The sequence below is a fragment of the Pedobacter sp. NO84 genome (genome assembly GCF_059703915.1).
On the sequence record NZ_AP046575.1, the window covers coordinates 2,831,497 to 2,845,858 of the forward strand.

Here is a 14,362-nt window from a genome sequence, read left to right on the forward strand (position 1 = left end):
TGGAAGATGGAAAATGGAAGATGTCCCTGAGCGATGCCTTTGGCAGAAGATGGAAAATTGCACAGTTCCATTTTCCATCTTCCATCTTACCTATTACATTATTCTTGGTCCCTCCGCATTTACCGAAGAAACATATGCTTTGCTATTAATATTTAATTTAGTGAGGTGCTGCTGTTGCAACTGGGTTATTTTTCTTGCGGTTCCCTCATCTTTGGTTAAAGCAAATACCGAGGGGCCAGATCCAGAGATTCCGAATCCTACTGCACCATTATCCATTGCCAATGTTTTCAAGACATAAAAATCTGGGATCAGTATAGATCTTACCGGTTCTACCAAAACGTCTTTCATGCTTCGCCCTACTAGATCAATATCGTTGGTATATAGTCCTGCAACCAAGCCCGCTACATTTCCCCACTGAATAACCGCATCTTTTAACAGTACTTTAGAACGGATCATCTGCCTTGCGTCTTTTGTAGGCACGTCCACTTCTGGATAAACAATCGCTGCAAAAAGGTGGGATGGTGTTGGCAATGCGATCAGATCCAAAGGTTCGTAACTACGCACCAACACAAAACCTCCCATCAAAGCTGGAGCTACATTATCCGCATGCCCATAACCGCAGGCTAATTCTTCGCCCTTCATGGCAAAAGGTACGAGTTCCTGTGCAGACAGTAAATTACCCATCAACTGGTTAATGGCAAACAGCCCCGCTACAGTGCTTGCCGAACTAGACCCTAAACCACTGCCAATGGGCATTTTTTTATGGAGTTCTATTTCTATGCCAAGATCGGGTCTGTTTAAGTGATTAAGGTAATGTTGAACGCTAACGCTTACCGTATTCTTTTTGGCGTCTAATGGAAGTTTACCATCATCTCCTGTAATTTTCAATAATCGTACACCTGGCTCGTCAACAAGGCGCATTACCACTTCGTCTCCTGGTTCGTTTACCGCAAAACCGAGTACGTCAAATCCGCACACCACATTGGCTACAGTGGCAGGAGCGAAAACTTTTATTTCTTTCATATAAATTGGTATAGCGTAGGGCGTATTGCGTATTGCGACAGTTTATAAATCATTTTAATTTTAACATTACAACGTGCCAACATTTACAATATCCGAAAATACACCCGCAGCGGTAACTTCGGCGCCTGCTCCAGGTCCTTTCACTACCAAAGGTCGCTGATTATATCGATCTGTAGTGAAAGAAATAATGTTATCACTTCCAGAGAGCATATAGAATGGGTGGTTTTCATCAACCATCTGTAGGGTAATAGCGGCTTTACCGTTTTCGAGCTTACCGATATACCTTAACACTTTTTTGCTCGACTCGGCTTCCTTCTTTAATTGGTTAAAATAATCGGCATTTGCTTCCAGCTGTTTATAGAACTCTTCAACGGTTGGTGCTTTCAAGCACGATTCGGGCAACATGTTTTGGATACTTACGTCCGATTCTTCAAAGGGATACCCGGCATCACGGGCTAAAATCAGCATTTTTCGCATAAAGTCCTTGCCGTTTAGATCATCCCTAGGATCGGGTTCCGTATATCCTTTTTCCTGTGCCTCCTTAACAATTTCATGGAAGGCCGCATCGCCCTTAAAGTGATTAAAGATATAAGAAATTGTTCCCGAAAGGATGGCTTCAATCCGCTCAATTTTATCTCCGCTCATCATCAGCTCTTTTAGTGTTCTGATTATTGGCAGTCCGGCGCCCACATTGGTTTCGTAATAAAAATCTACACCGAATTTGCGTGCTGTGTTTTTAAAGGCCTGGTACTGGGCTAAACTTCCCGAATTTCCAATTTTATTACAGGTAACTACAGAAATGCTTGATTCGAAAATACCTTGATAAAATGGCACGGGTTGAGGGCTTGCTGTATTATCAACAAACACACAGTTTGGTAAATTCATTGATTTCATTTGGGCAACAAAACTCTCCAGGTTAGCGGTTTCTCCGGTGGATGATAAAGTTTCTTCCCAATTTTCGAGTGCAATTCCATTTGATGATAGGAGCATTTTTCGTGTGTTGGTAACGCCCATCACTTTTACCTGCAAATCGTTATTTTTTGCCAGAAAAGGCATTTGGATCTGTAATTGTTTAAATAAGGTTTTACCAATATTACCAGTACCTAAGCAAAAGATATGCAGCGTTTTATTAAGTTCGGTATAAAAAGCATCGTGAACTGCATTTACCGCTTTTGATAAATCTGCTTTCGCAAGGATAACCGAGATGTTATATTCTGAAGAACCTTGGGCTATGGCATGTACATTTACACCATTCCGCCCTAAAGCATGGAACAGTTTTCCAGAAATACCGGGTGTACGCTTCATATTTTCGCCCACAATGGCTAACACCGATAAGCCATCCTCAACTTCTGGTTCCTGTAGTTTTTGTGCTTGTAACTCGAGATCAAATTCTTTGTTTATCAGTTTTACGGCCTTAATGGCGTCGCTCGGTTTAACCGCAAAAGTGATGCTATGTTCTGAAGAAGATTGGGTAATTAATACTACATTAATCTGCTCACGCGATAATAAAGAGAAAAGTCTACCGCTGAATCCAGCCTTCCCTACCATTCCACTACCAGCCAAATTGATAATACTGATTTCGTCTATTGAAGAAATACCTTTTATAGGCAATGCCGATGGTTTTGCGCCGTGACAGATATAAGTGCCCTCGAAATCGGGATCGAACGTGTTTTTGATTACGATAGGTATCTTCTTTAAAAATGCAGGGGTCATGGTTGGTGGATAAATTACCTTCGCTCCGAAATACGAAAGCTCCATAGCCTCGATATAGCTCAATTCCGTTAAAGAAAACGCTTTTTTTACCATGCGTGGATCAGCCGTCATCATTCCATTTACATCTGTCCAGATCTGTATTTCGGAAGCATTTAACGACGAGCCTAAAATTGCCGCCGTATAATCGCTCCCTCCCCTGCCCAGAGTAGTTACCCTGTTAGCATCGTTGCTAGCTATAAAGCCAGTAACAAATAACATTTTATCGGCATGGGTTTCGTAAAAATCTCTTACTAAAAAGTCGGTAAGCTGGGTGTCTACTTTCGCCTGACCGAAATTGCCATCGGTTTTTATAAATTGAACGGCATCGGCAAAAAATGCTTCTGGGAATTGCTGCTTTGCAATGTGGCATACCATAAATGTGCTGCAACGTTCGCCATAACTAAGCACCAAGTCTTTGGCCTGTAGACTTAATTCTTGAAGATTATAAATGGCCTGTAACAATTCTTCCAATTCGTTAAAATAAATCTTAAGCTTTGTTAAAACAGGGTTTTGGGCCGATGCAGGCAATAATGCCCTGATCACTTCAAAGTGCCGATCTTCAATGCTGAGTAATTCTGCACTATAGTCCTCCGCTCTAGCAGCCTTTTCGGCCATCGTGGTAAGAAGATTGGTAACACCGCTCATTGCCGAAAGGACAACAACAGGTTTGTTTGCTTGCTGATTTTCTTTAGCAAGGATGTTTAGGATTGCGCTAATGCTTTTAATGGAACCTACGGATGTTCCGCCAAATTTTAGTATGTTCATTTTTTAAGGGCTAAAAAAAAAGCGCTCCCGAATTTCGGGGCGCTTTCTGTATGTTTTGTGTTCAATTAAACCACTAGCGTTTCCCCATCAGGCACTGGCCTGTTGTTGATGTAATAATGGTAATAATGCTGTTATTTAAAATCATTTTTTCTTAGTGTATTTTCTACACCGCTAAGTAGGGGATAATTTTTAACAATGTCAAGCATTATTTGAAAATAATTAAAAATTTTTATCGAATTGGCTTTTAGGTTGCTAAATTTTTAACGACGGATTTGATAGACTTATGGTTTGAGTTTAGCTATGGTATCCTCGGAATTAATAATCATTAAACCACTCAAAACTTTCGATATGCCTGTACTCTTCTGGAACACTTTTTAGTTTGATGATCTTTTTAGGATTTTCATAATACCGATATCTGAGGGTTTTAACATAATATCTATGGATAGTATCTGTTGGATCTGGTCTAATAAATTCGATGGTATCCACTTTAAATCCATTCCATTTATACTTGTACATTCCCACCTCACCAGGATGTCCGTAATCTATCCCTCGGATAACTTTTTCATTTGGAGAGAAGGTGGGGTTCATAAATGTGTACTCATCTGTGAATAATCCATTATTTTCCTTTCTCAGATACACATGATAAACGTTTCTCCTACAACATCCGGTATTTGAATAAGAATGCACCAAGAAATCCCTTAATCCATCACCGTTTACATCTTTAATCTCATCGCCTACATAGCCAAGACTTGTATGTTCTCTATGTACAAGTGGAATAAATTTGCCGCCCTTTATATGATAAAGATCAATGTTGGCAAAATTATCCCAATATATACTTCTAATTAATAAATGCCTATCTGTTTTGGAGAAAAGATGCCCCATTTTGATTTCGTTGGTGATAACGAATGAGCTATCTAAGGGCTGGGTATCATATTTCTCCGAATAATTATCTGCTGTAACATGTTGGGCAGCTATATTGACTGCATGTTTTAATGCCTGGTCTAGGTTTAAGCTATCTAATAAATCTTCGGCATCATATTTTTTTTGCTTGCTTGAGATGGAAACAGAGTCTGCTTTTTTAGGTGTGCTCACTGCCTTTTCTTTCTTGCTTTGCAAACAAGAATAAAATGAAATAGCAATTAGAATATAAAAAGTGGACTGCCGAATCATCTATTGAAGCTATTAAAACATGTGCATTACCTTTGTAACATAAATCAAAGCTAGAAATAAGAGGATAAAAACTATGAGATTTCCTGTCTTTTTTGTCTTAAGGTGATAGGCAACAAAAAAAGATAAAGCAAAGGCAAATAAAGTTGGTGCACTGGTTGAATGAAGAAATAGATTTACGCTATCTGAAAAGGTATATTTCGGCATAAATGAAATTCTTATCGTCTGGACTATAATTTCACCTACGGTAAAAATAGCCAGTCCATGTAAAGTCAGGCGCAACACACTTTCAAAAGGATCGAGCTTAATCATGGCCTTTTGCAAAGCCACAAAGAAAATAATTAAGAGCAGCGTAATCAGCATACCATCAATATTGAACTTACCGATATACTTGGGCAGAAGTCCCATGCTTACCAATCCCCATTCTAGGAACGCACCAATTAAGAAAATGACGAAGTATTTTAGGGTTAATTGTTTCAATTAATTAAAGAAATCAAACTTCTGGACTAATATAAAATAATTAGGACTTAATTAAGCCTAGTATTTGCCCCATTCAACTTTTGTTTCTTGCACTGCCTTTTTTTCTCTAAACCTGATGGTAGTGGAAATACTTGCGAGAAATATACTGTCAAAGTGATCTTTAAGTAAATGATGTGGAGAAGGACGTCGCAAGATTGAAACCAACAGCAGGGCTTTCCCTTCACCCATGGCATTGTCATCGCTTTTCATACCCTTCCATATTACATTTTACATCTTCTGCCAAAGGCATCCCTATGGGACATCTTATATTTTCTCCTTACATTTGCTCTAATGCAGGGATTAGTCATCAAATCAACCGGAAGTTGGTACCAAGTTTATGCCGAAGATGGCAATAATTACGATTGTAGGATCAAGGGGAAATTTAGGATCCAGGGGATCCAAACTACCAATCCCATTGCTGTGGGAGATAAAGTAGGTTTCGAACTTGAGCCCAATTCTGATAATGGGATAATTGACACTTTACATGATCGTAAAAACTACATTATTCGTAAATCGATAAACCTTTCTAAACAGGCGCAAATTATAGCTGCTAACTTAGATCAGGCATTTTTGATTGTTACCTTGGCTTCGCCCCGAACGTCTCTGGGCTTTATCGATCGCTTTTTGGTTACTTCAGAAGCCTATAGCATTCCTACTTGCCTCATCTTTAATAAACTTGATCTTTTTAGTAAGCAAGGACTTGAAATCTTGGCCGAGTATAAATCGATCTACGAAAAGATAGGCTATCCTTGTTATGAAGTTTCTGCTTTAAAAGGCACCAATATTGGACAGATAGAGGCTTTGTTAAAAGATCAGACCACACTGTTTTCTGGTCACTCAGGGGTAGGCAAATCGAGTTTGATCAATGCCCTGCTTCCGGGATTCGAAATCAAGACCGGGGAAGTTTCTGAATGGAGCGATAAAGGTCAACATACTACAACATTCGCCGAAATGCACACCTTACCCTTTGGGGGCTATTTAATTGATAGCCCTGGAATACGGGAATTGGGAGTTTTTGACATTAAGCCCGAAGAATTGAGCCACTATTTTGTAGAGATGAGAGAACGCCTAAATCAATGCCGTTTTAATAATTGTAGACATATTAATGAACCAGGATGCGCCATTATCACAGCAGTGGAAGAAGGGGAGATTGAAGTAAGCCGCTATGAAAGTTATTTAAGTATATTTCATAATAATGATACAAGAGCATAAGCAGTGTCAGTGGACAATTAACAGCTGCAGTTATAAAAGAGTACTAAATATTAACTCCATGATAAACTTAATCCTACAATCCAATAATCTTATAATCCTATAAATCCTAGTATGAGAGCAGTAATTCAACGGGTTACAAAAGCAAGTTGTAAGGTAAATGATCAACTTACGGGTGAAATCGGGGCAGGATTGTTGGTTTTATTAGGAATTGAGGATTCAGATACCAACGAAGATCTTGAATGGTTGGCCCAAAAGATTGCCAATATGAGGATTTTTAGTGATGAGAATGATTTGATGAATAAATCTTTGGCAGATATTGATGGCAACATTTTATTGATCAGTCAGTTTACATTGTTTGCGGCTACCAAAAAAGGAAACCGCCCGGGATTTACCAGAGCAGCAAAACCCGATAAAGCCATCCCTATGTACGAGCAGATGATTAAACAATTATCAGCCTTGCTAGGCAAAAAAATTGAATGTGGTATTTTTGGAGCGGATATGAAGGTTAAATTGTTAAATGATGGCCCGGTTACGATCATAGTTGATACTAAGAATAAAGAATAACACTAGGATTAGCAGGATTAAGATTACAAGATCAAGATTTGCCGTTCCTTAACATTTCAACCTTTAAACGTTAGAACCTTACAACCCTTAAAACATCATGACTCTATCAGAAGCACAACAATCAGTTGACCAATGGATAAAAACCACAGGCATCCGTTATTTTAACGAACTTACCAACACTGCTATATTAATGGAGGAAGTGGGGGAAGTTGCTAGGATCATGTCTAGAAAATATGGCGAGCAATCCTTTAAAAAAAGTGATGAAAAAGTAGATCTTGCTGATGAAATGGCCGATGTACTTTTTGTGCTGATCTGCCTTGCCAACCAGACCGGTATTGATCTAAATGCTGCATTTATCAAAAATCTAGAGAAAAAAACAACTAGAGATGGGGAAAGGCATAGGGTGAATGAGAAGATAAACCCGAGTCCGAAAGTCTGAGAGTCCGGACGTCCGAAGATATAATTTTAACACTAAGATGAAGAGTAGTCCAAAAGTCGATAAGTCCAGGGATTGGGTTTTAAAACTAAGATATTTTCTTTGATCTTAGATGGTGAAACCTCAAAACCGATTGATTAACTAAACTTGTGTACTAAGGTGCCTTCCTTGCCTGCAGGCAGGGGTGGTTAAAATAATTAAAAAGTAGCCCTTATTTTAGCCGCAGCTTCCGAGAGTTCCTGCGGTGAAGGGGTTAATTTCTCCTTGCTAAAATTTATATCGCCTACATTGTTCATCGGAATAAGATGGATATGCGTATGGGGCACCTCTAACCCGATTACTGCTACCCCAATTTTTTTACAGGGGAAAGCTTGTTTAAGTCCATTGGCTACAACCTTGGCAAAAATGGTCAAACCTGTATAAGTCGCATCGTCCATATCAAAAATATAATCGATTTCCTTTTTCGGAATAACCAATACATGGCCCATTACTAATGGGTTTACATCCAAAAAGGCCATGAACTCGGTTGTTTCTGCAACAATATATGCTGGGATTTCTCCGCTTACGATTTTTGAAAAGATTGACATATGTTTGGGGTTAGGCGTTTGGCGTTAAGCGTATAGACCGCTCTCCCGATAGTATCGGGAGCCAAACGCAGTACGCTTATCTCGAGATCTCTAGGATCTCGAACTCCATTTTTCCGGCAGGAACCTGTATTTCTGTGGTATCGCCAACAGATTTACCTAAAAGCCCCTGGGCAATTGGCGACTTGACAGAAATTTTTCCGGTTTTTAAATCCGCTTCGCTTTCTGCCACCAATTGGTAAGTCATCGTTGCTCCGTTTTTAATATTTTTTATTTTTACAATAGATAGCGCTAACACTTTCGAGAGATCGAGCTTACTTTCATCTATCAGCCTTGCGGTTGATAAGGTGGCTTCCATTTTTGAAATTTTAGCTTCATGTAATCCCTGAGCTTCTTTAGCTGCATCGTATTCTGCATTTTCAGATAAATCGCCTTTATCCCTAGCTTCGGCAATAGCCTTAGATATTGCCGCTCTGTCTACAGTTTTTAACCTGTGTAATTCCTCCTTCAGTTTATCTAAACCATCTTGGGTATAATAAGTTACCTCTGACATAATTAATTGTTGTTTATAAAATCTCCTAAAAACAAACAAGACTATATCGGCGTAATGCCTACATAGTCTTGCTTCAAGTAAAACGAAGATATAAGGCAATTCTTACAAAAGCAAATATTTTAAAATAAAACTAATAAGGAATTTCGCCTTGTGTAAAAATAAAGCAACAGTTATGGGCATCGTTGTATTTTATTTAGATTAGTGGTTCTAAACAAAAAATCAAATGAAGAAACTAGTTATTATTCTCCTCTTTGCAGTAAGTTTTTCTACAGCATTTGCGCAAGATCTATATGTACCCCGCAACATTAAAGCGGCTTATCAAAAAGGAACACGTTCGGCAGACGGTAAACCAGGGAAAAATTATTGGCAGAACCATGGAAAATACCACATGGAAATTACCGTAAATCCCGACACGAAAGTTGTAACTGGCACCGAAACCATAGATTATACCAATAATAGTCCGGATACCTTGAAATCGATTACCATTCGTTTCGTAAACAATCTGCATAAGCCCACTTCGTCTAGAGGAAGTTCGGTAAATGAAGATTTTCTATCTGCGGGACTAACGATTACCAGCTTCAAGATAAACGGAGAAGTGTATAATGTAAACGCAAAATCATGGGGTACCACAGGCGAAGTAAGGCTAAAATCGCCTCTGTTGCCAAAGCAGAAAGCAGCTTTGAATATTGATTGGAACTACCCATTGTCTAAAGAAAGTGGCCGCGAAGGGCAAATCGACGCAACCACCATGTTTGTAGCCTATAGCTACCCACGAGTTTCGGTTTACGACGATTATAATGGATGGGATAGATTGCCACACACCGATCGCCAAGAATTCTATAATGATTTTAACGATTATGTGTATTCCATTAAAGCTCCAAAAAATTATGTCGTATATGCCACAGGCGATTTATTAAATCCCGACGAAGTACTACAACCCGAATTTGCTGCGAGATTAAAAAAATCTTACACAAGCGATGAGGTTATCCATGTGGCTACTGAGCAAGAAATGAAATCAGGAAAGGTAACCCTTCAGAACGACTGGAACACCTGGAAGTTTTCGGTAAACCATATTGTTGACGTGTGCTTTGCAGTGAGCAGCACCTATATCTGGGATGCGGGCAGTGTTGTTGTGGACAATAAAACGAACAGAAGAGTAAGCACACAGGCGGCTTATGACATTAAGGGAACCGATTTCGTAAATTCCGTTAAAAACAATAATTATGCGCTGAGCTGGTTTTCAAGTAATTGGCCAGGTGTTCCTTATCCATTTTCTAAAATGACCGCTTTTCAAGGCTTTGCCGATATGGAATATCCTGGAATGGTGAACGATTCGCAAATGGGAGATCCAAAATTTGCTCAGTTGGTGCAAGACCATGAAATTGCACACACTTATTTTCCATTCTACATGGGTATTAACGAAACCCGATACGCATTTATGGACGAAGGTTGGGCTACAACATTAGAGTACCTGATCGGAATTTCAGAATATGGAAAAGAATCTGCCGACAAATTCTATAAAAGTTTTAGGGTAAACAGCTACATTAAAGATAAGTCTACAGAAGAAGATCAGCCTATTATTTCCTTGTCAACCCAATTGTCTGGCGCAGGTTATGGAAACAACTCTTATGGAAAAGCCTCACTATCCTATTTAGCTTTAAAAGATATGCTGGGCGATGCACTTTTCAAAAAAGCATTGCACACGTACATGGATAACTGGAATGGTAAACATCCTATCCCATGGGATTATTTTAACTCCATGAACACTGGCTCCGGACAGAATTTAAACTGGTTTTTCCAGAATTGGTTCTTTAGTAACAATTATATTGATTTGGCAGTTACGAAAGTAACATCAAGTGCTGGCAAAAATGCAGTGGCCATTAAAAATGAAGGTGGTTTCGCTATTCCGTTCGATGTGGTGGTAACGTTTGCTGACGACAGCAAACAGACCTTGCACCAATCACCTTTGATTTGGAAATCTAACCAGAAAATAGCGACGGTAAATATGAGTAGCACAAAGAAAATTAAATCTATAATGCTTGATGGAGGAATTTTTATGGATGCTACGCCGAACGATAATAATTGGGTTAATCCCGCAAAATAATTAAGCTAAGGTGCCATGCTGAGCCTGTCGAAACAAAATGATCTTTTTAGATCTCATCGTCTTCGACAAGCTCAGACTGACAATCAATGGTTTTAATTATTGGTTAATCGCAGTGCACTTGGGTTCGTGCTTTACCGGAAAGTTTAAAGAATTAGCGATGAAGCACATTTTATTTGCTTCTTCATGCAGTGCATTGGCTTGTTCTATCTGTTCCTTTTTAGAGATCAATACTTGAGGCTGAAGGATCACCTCACTAAACTGCCCACTGCCATCCGCGTTTTCAACCATTGTACCCACGGCGTTGTCCTTATATTCCATAACTACAATATCGTTCTTAGAACAAAGGTGGAGGTACCAAAGCATATGGCAAGAAGAAATAGACGAAAGTAAAAGGTCTTCGGGGTTATACTTGGTTTTATCCCCTAAGAAAACAGAATCCGATGATCCAGAAATGGGGGCTTTATTTTCAATTGACACTACAAAATCACGATCATAAGAACGGTAATCCATTGTACCAGAACCTTTATTGCCCGCCCAAACTAAATTGGTTCTATATTGATGTTCTTTTGCCATAACAGTAAGTTAAGAGATTAGCGTTGAGCGTTGGGCGAGCAGAACGCCTATCGCTTATCGCTTATCGCTAATCTAGCGATTTATAATTTCATTTCAGCTAGCTTTTGTGCCAAAACTTCAGAAATTTTACGATACGAATCAAAGGTCCACCCCCCAACATGTGGAGTTAAAATTACTTTACCTGTGGCTATTAGCTCATTATACCATGTCTGTTCACCGAGCATCGGGAATTTTTCTACCTCGAGCACATCAAGTCCGGCGCCTAAAATCTTTCCTTCAGAAATTTTATTGAGCACGGCTTTCGTATCTACAATTTCGCCCCTGGCGGTATTAATAAAAAATAACGGTTTCTTAAAATGGAAAAGATATTCGTCGTTAACCATTTGTTTTGTTTCTTGGGTTAGGGGAATGTGAAGGCTCAGCACATCACTATGTTTTACAATTTCTTCCATACTTACTTCCCGGGCATATTCATTGGTAAAACCGGTTTTATATTTATCGTAAGCAATTACATTTACTTCAAAACCGACTAGCTTACGTGCCATCTTTTGCCCCATAAAACCATAGCCAATTAAACCAACGGTCTTCCCTTTTAATTCGTATCCCCTGTTGCTCTCGCGGTCCCAAATCCAATTTCTAATTTCTGCGTCCGCCTTGCGAAAATGGTTCATTAACGATAACAACATTCCGATCGCATGCTCACCAACGGCATCCCTATTTCCTTCTGGCGCGTTTATTAGCTGAATGTTCCTTTTTTTTGCTTCTACTTCATCTATGTTATCCAAACCAGCCCCGGCCCTAGCCACAAATCTTAACTGGGGAGAAACATCAAAAAGCTCTTTGTCGATCTTAAATTTGGTGCGAACGGCTATTCCAACATAATCTTTCACAATAGCCAAGGTTTCGGCCCTGCTAATTAAGGGTTGGTCATCAACCTCAAATCCCAAAGATTTGGCCATTTCCGCAAATGCGGGATGAAGATCATCAACTATTAAAATCTTCATCCTAATTTTGTTTTATATGATCAATTACTTGTTCTACCCAATCTTTTTTGAAGGGATCTAGGTTAATCTGCGGCTTAATACCTATACTTTCATAGGGTAGATCTTGTGTTCTGGCCCTCATATCTGTAATATAAAAATTAAACCTTTTACTAGGTGTTTTTAATACCACATCCGTATTGCTTCCGTAGCATATTGTACCTCTTGTATTTTCCCCGTAGATGAATACCTTGGGATTATTCATCAAATCAATGGTAAATTGTTCTGCATTACTTACTGTATAACCATTAACTAGCAGATGGACCTTGCCACGAAAATCTTGAATAAGATCTAGAAATTTTTTAGAGGTCTTATAACCCCCTCCACCATTGTTTCGCAAATCTACAATGAGGTCTGCAGTTGAATTAGGGATCTTAATCCCGTTAAAAAAACTGATAGACTCTGCAATATGTTCTGGGTTGGTAGAAAAACTTCCCAATCTCAGATACGCAATATTACCCCCAATCTCTTTAAAATCATATTTTGGTGCAGCAGTAGGCAAGCTTACAAAATCATTCGTCAAATATTTTTTATAGGGGGTCCCAACCAATCTACCGTTGGTATAAACTATATTTCTATTTAACACATACCCTCCTCCTTGTTTCACAAATCCAATTTGATCAAAGTGGTTCGGGGTAACTTCATGAAGCATAAACTGTGTGAAATATCGTCCTTCAAATTCGCTTACACTAATAAATTCATGGTTTAGTTTAAAAATAAGAAATTTATACTTTCCTGCGTAATAGGTGCCACACACACTATCGGTTGGTTTTCCGGCACTTAAGACCGAATCGATTACCGATTTATTAATTTCAAACAGATTTGGTTTAGCAAAAGTAGAATCCGGATTGCTGTAAAAAGTTAAGTGATTATCCCTTATTGGCTCAATAAGCGCATATAATTTTAAAAAAACTTCAAATAGATCTTCATTCTCTGAGAAGGTAAAATCTTTATCAAGATCGAATTTAAGCTTAGGATTTGTTTTAACCTGGTCTTTGTAAGAAGGGAGTTTTTGGACTGCTTGGTAAAGGAATTCTAGATCCTCTTTATTTTTCAGCACTTGGCTCTTTGCACCTAGTGCAAATGCACTTAAGAAAAGGAGTAGGATGAGGTTTTTCATATCAATACGACACGTTATTTCTACTAAAGTTGCATTAATGCGCTCAGATGCTGGGTTAGTGTGATGAAATCTTCCACCGTTAACTGTTCGGCACGCTTATCAAAAAAAGGATGGTTATCCATTTTATCTTTAGGGATCGTGCCCGATAACGCATTTCTTAAGGTCTTACGGCGCTGATTAAATCCCCCCTTAACCGTACGCCAAAAAAGTTTCTCGTCACACGGCAAGGTAACGGTTTGGTTTCTGCTTAATCTTATTACCCCCGAGTTAACCTTTGGGGGAGGATTAAAAGTACCAGGTTTTACGGTAAATAAATAATCGATATCATAATACGCCTGGATCAGCACACTTAAAATTCCATATTCTTTTGTTCCTGCTTTGGAAGCGCATCGCTCCGCAACCTCCTTCTGAAACATACCCACCATTTCTACGATATGATCTTTGTGATCTAAAATCTTGAATAGGATCTGTGAAGAAATATTATACGGGAAGTTACCGATTACCGCAAATTTACCCGGAAAAATGGAAGTGAGATCTAGTTTTAAGAAATCTCCACTAATTAACCGGCTGCCTAGTTGAGGGTATTTATCTTTTAAAAAAGCTACCGATTCTACATCAATATCAATTAAAAAAGTTTCGAGATGGGCTCGTTCCAATAAAATATCAGAAAGTATCCCCATTCCTGGACCAACCTCCAAAACCTGATGATACTGATCGGTATGCACCAAACCATCAACAATTTTTTCGGCAATCCGTTTATCCGTTAAAAAATGTTGCCCTAAATGCTTTTTCGCTTTAACTAAACTCATTTTCCTAAATTTTAACGCAAAGAGCGCAAAGATTTACGCTAAGTACGCAAAGTTAAGGTTTCAAACCATAGTTGCGGTTTATGCTGCTTTTTTCTTTCTGTTTTTCTGAGAATTCTTCTCTGCGACCTTTGCGTATACTTA

The 14,362-nt window shown here is 38.9% G+C and carries 15 protein-coding genes; 4 read left to right on the top strand and 11 right to left on the bottom strand.

The features are described from left to right. Positions 1 to 93 precede the first annotated feature (93 nt). The 5 genes from AC6H0V_RS12370 to AC6H0V_RS12390 all read right to left on the bottom strand — a co-directional run bounded on the left by AC6H0V_RS12370 (position 94) and on the right by AC6H0V_RS12390 (position 5,436). Positions 94 to 1,023 (bottom strand): homoserine kinase, encoded by a 930-nt coding sequence (locus AC6H0V_RS12370; RefSeq protein ID WP_497560494.1) that lies wholly within the window; start codon positions 1,021 to 1,023, stop codon positions 94 to 96. A gap of 66 nt (positions 1,024 to 1,089) precedes the next feature. Next, on the bottom strand, positions 1,090 to 3,540 hold the full coding sequence (gene thrA / locus AC6H0V_RS12375) for a bifunctional aspartate kinase/homoserine dehydrogenase I (RefSeq protein ID WP_497560495.1): 2,451 nt from the start codon (positions 3,538 to 3,540) through the stop codon (positions 1,090 to 1,092). A gap of 315 nt (positions 3,541 to 3,855) precedes the next feature. Then, the gene (locus AC6H0V_RS12380; protein WP_497560496.1) at positions 3,856 to 4,710 is read right to left on the bottom strand and encodes a hypothetical protein; all 855 of its coding nucleotides are present in this window, start codon (positions 4,708 to 4,710) and stop codon (positions 3,856 to 3,858) included. Between the two features lie 12 nt (positions 4,711 to 4,722). Then, complete coding sequence (locus tag AC6H0V_RS12385; protein WP_497560497.1) at positions 4,723 to 5,187, bottom strand: hypothetical protein; 465 nt, start codon at positions 5,185 to 5,187, stop codon at positions 4,723 to 4,725. Positions 5,188 to 5,244: 57 nt separating this feature from the next. Next, positions 5,245 to 5,436 carry a hypothetical protein gene (locus tag AC6H0V_RS12390; RefSeq protein ID WP_497560498.1) on the bottom strand — a complete coding sequence of 64 codons (192 nt, stop codon included), beginning with the start codon at positions 5,434 to 5,436 and terminating at the stop codon, positions 5,245 to 5,247. 81 nt (positions 5,437 to 5,517) lie between these two features. Between AC6H0V_RS12390 and rsgA the strand changes: the two genes are divergently transcribed. From rsgA to AC6H0V_RS12405, 3 genes are all read left to right on the top strand, one after another. Further along, positions 5,518 to 6,438: a ribosome small subunit-dependent GTPase A gene (gene rsgA / locus AC6H0V_RS12395; protein WP_497560499.1), complete on the top strand. Its 921-nt coding sequence runs from the start codon at positions 5,518 to 5,520 to the stop codon at positions 6,436 to 6,438. Between the two features lie 111 nt (positions 6,439 to 6,549). Further along, complete coding sequence (gene dtd, locus AC6H0V_RS12400; RefSeq protein WP_497560500.1) at positions 6,550 to 7,002, top strand: D-aminoacyl-tRNA deacylase; 453 nt, start codon at positions 6,550 to 6,552, stop codon at positions 7,000 to 7,002. A gap of 97 nt (positions 7,003 to 7,099) precedes the next feature. Next, on the top strand, positions 7,100 to 7,441 hold the full coding sequence (locus AC6H0V_RS12405) for a nucleotide pyrophosphohydrolase (protein WP_497560501.1): 342 nt from the start codon (positions 7,100 to 7,102) through the stop codon (positions 7,439 to 7,441). A 194-nt stretch (positions 7,442 to 7,635) separates the two neighbouring features. Here the strand turns inward: AC6H0V_RS12405 and AC6H0V_RS12410 are convergent, their stop codons facing one another. Together AC6H0V_RS12410 and greA are read right to left on the bottom strand one after the other, a co-directional pair. Further along, positions 7,636 to 8,025: an HIT family protein gene (locus AC6H0V_RS12410; RefSeq protein ID WP_497560502.1), complete on the bottom strand. Its 390-nt coding sequence runs from the start codon at positions 8,023 to 8,025 to the stop codon at positions 7,636 to 7,638. 76 nt (positions 8,026 to 8,101) lie between these two features. Further along, positions 8,102 to 8,575, bottom strand: coding sequence for a transcription elongation factor GreA (gene greA, locus AC6H0V_RS12415; protein ID WP_497560503.1), 474 nt, complete (start codon positions 8,573 to 8,575; stop codon positions 8,102 to 8,104). 223 nt (positions 8,576 to 8,798) lie between these two features. Here greA and AC6H0V_RS12420 point away from each other — a divergent pair, with 223 nt between their 5' ends. Beyond that, positions 8,799 to 10,679, top strand: coding sequence for a M1 family metallopeptidase (locus AC6H0V_RS12420; protein WP_497560504.1), 1,881 nt, complete (start codon positions 8,799 to 8,801; stop codon positions 10,677 to 10,679). Positions 10,680 to 10,775: 96 nt separating this feature from the next. Here AC6H0V_RS12420 and AC6H0V_RS12425 read toward each other — a convergent pair whose 3' ends face one another. The 4 genes from AC6H0V_RS12425 to rsmA form a co-directional block, all read right to left on the bottom strand. After that, positions 10,776 to 11,252, bottom strand: a complete 477-nt coding sequence (locus AC6H0V_RS12425) for an OsmC family protein (RefSeq protein ID WP_497560505.1) — start codon at positions 11,250 to 11,252, stop codon at positions 10,776 to 10,778. Between the two features lie 80 nt (positions 11,253 to 11,332). Further along, positions 11,333 to 12,256, bottom strand: a complete 924-nt coding sequence (locus AC6H0V_RS12430; protein ID WP_497560506.1) for an NAD(P)-dependent oxidoreductase — start codon at positions 12,254 to 12,256, stop codon at positions 11,333 to 11,335. A gap of 1 nt (position 12,257) precedes the next feature. Further along, positions 12,258 to 13,412: a S41 family peptidase gene (locus tag AC6H0V_RS12435; RefSeq protein WP_497560507.1), complete on the bottom strand. Its 1,155-nt coding sequence runs from the start codon at positions 13,410 to 13,412 to the stop codon at positions 12,258 to 12,260. 23 nt (positions 13,413 to 13,435) lie between these two features. Further along, positions 13,436 to 14,221, bottom strand: coding sequence for a 16S rRNA (adenine(1518)-N(6)/adenine(1519)-N(6))-dimethyltransferase RsmA (rsmA, locus tag AC6H0V_RS12440; protein ID WP_497560508.1), 786 nt, complete (start codon positions 14,219 to 14,221; stop codon positions 13,436 to 13,438). Positions 14,222 to 14,362 lie beyond the last annotated feature (141 nt).

Excerpts from the sequence above, each read along its gene's own strand:
- AC6H0V_RS12430 (WP_497560506.1), bottom strand. The coding sequence starts at position 12,256 with ATGAAGATTTTAATAGTTGATGATCTTCATCCCGCATTTGCGGAAATG.
- AC6H0V_RS12370 (WP_497560494.1), bottom strand. The coding sequence starts at position 1,023 with ATGAAAGAAATAAAAGTTTTCGCTCCTGCCACTGTAGCCAATGTGGTG.
- AC6H0V_RS12390 (WP_497560498.1), bottom strand. The coding sequence starts at position 5,436 with ATGAAAAGCGATGACAATGCCATGGGTGAAGGGAAAGCCCTGCTGTTG.
- AC6H0V_RS12425 (WP_497560505.1), bottom strand. The coding sequence starts at position 11,252 with ATGGCAAAAGAACATCAATATAGAACCAATTTAGTTTGGGCGGGCAAT.
- AC6H0V_RS12405 (WP_497560501.1), top strand. The coding sequence starts at position 7,100 with ATGACTCTATCAGAAGCACAACAATCAGTTGACCAATGGATAAAAACC.
- AC6H0V_RS12380 (WP_497560496.1), bottom strand. The coding sequence starts at position 4,710 with ATGATTCGGCAGTCCACTTTTTATATTCTAATTGCTATTTCATTTTAT.
- AC6H0V_RS12435 (WP_497560507.1), bottom strand. The coding sequence starts at position 13,412 with ATGAAAAACCTCATCCTACTCCTTTTCTTAAGTGCATTTGCACTAGGT.
- rsgA (WP_497560499.1), top strand. The coding sequence starts at position 5,518 with ATGCAGGGATTAGTCATCAAATCAACCGGAAGTTGGTACCAAGTTTAT.
- AC6H0V_RS12420 (WP_497560504.1), top strand. The coding sequence starts at position 8,799 with ATGAAGAAACTAGTTATTATTCTCCTCTTTGCAGTAAGTTTTTCTACA.
- greA (WP_497560503.1), bottom strand. The coding sequence starts at position 8,575 with ATGTCAGAGGTAACTTATTATACCCAAGATGGTTTAGATAAACTGAAG.
- AC6H0V_RS12410 (WP_497560502.1), bottom strand. The coding sequence starts at position 8,025 with ATGTCAATCTTTTCAAAAATCGTAAGCGGAGAAATCCCAGCATATATT.
- dtd (WP_497560500.1), top strand. The coding sequence starts at position 6,550 with ATGAGAGCAGTAATTCAACGGGTTACAAAAGCAAGTTGTAAGGTAAAT.
- rsmA (WP_497560508.1), bottom strand. The coding sequence starts at position 14,221 with ATGAGTTTAGTTAAAGCGAAAAAGCATTTAGGGCAACATTTTTTAACG.
- thrA (WP_497560495.1), bottom strand. The coding sequence starts at position 3,540 with ATGAACATACTAAAATTTGGCGGAACATCCGTAGGTTCCATTAAAAGC.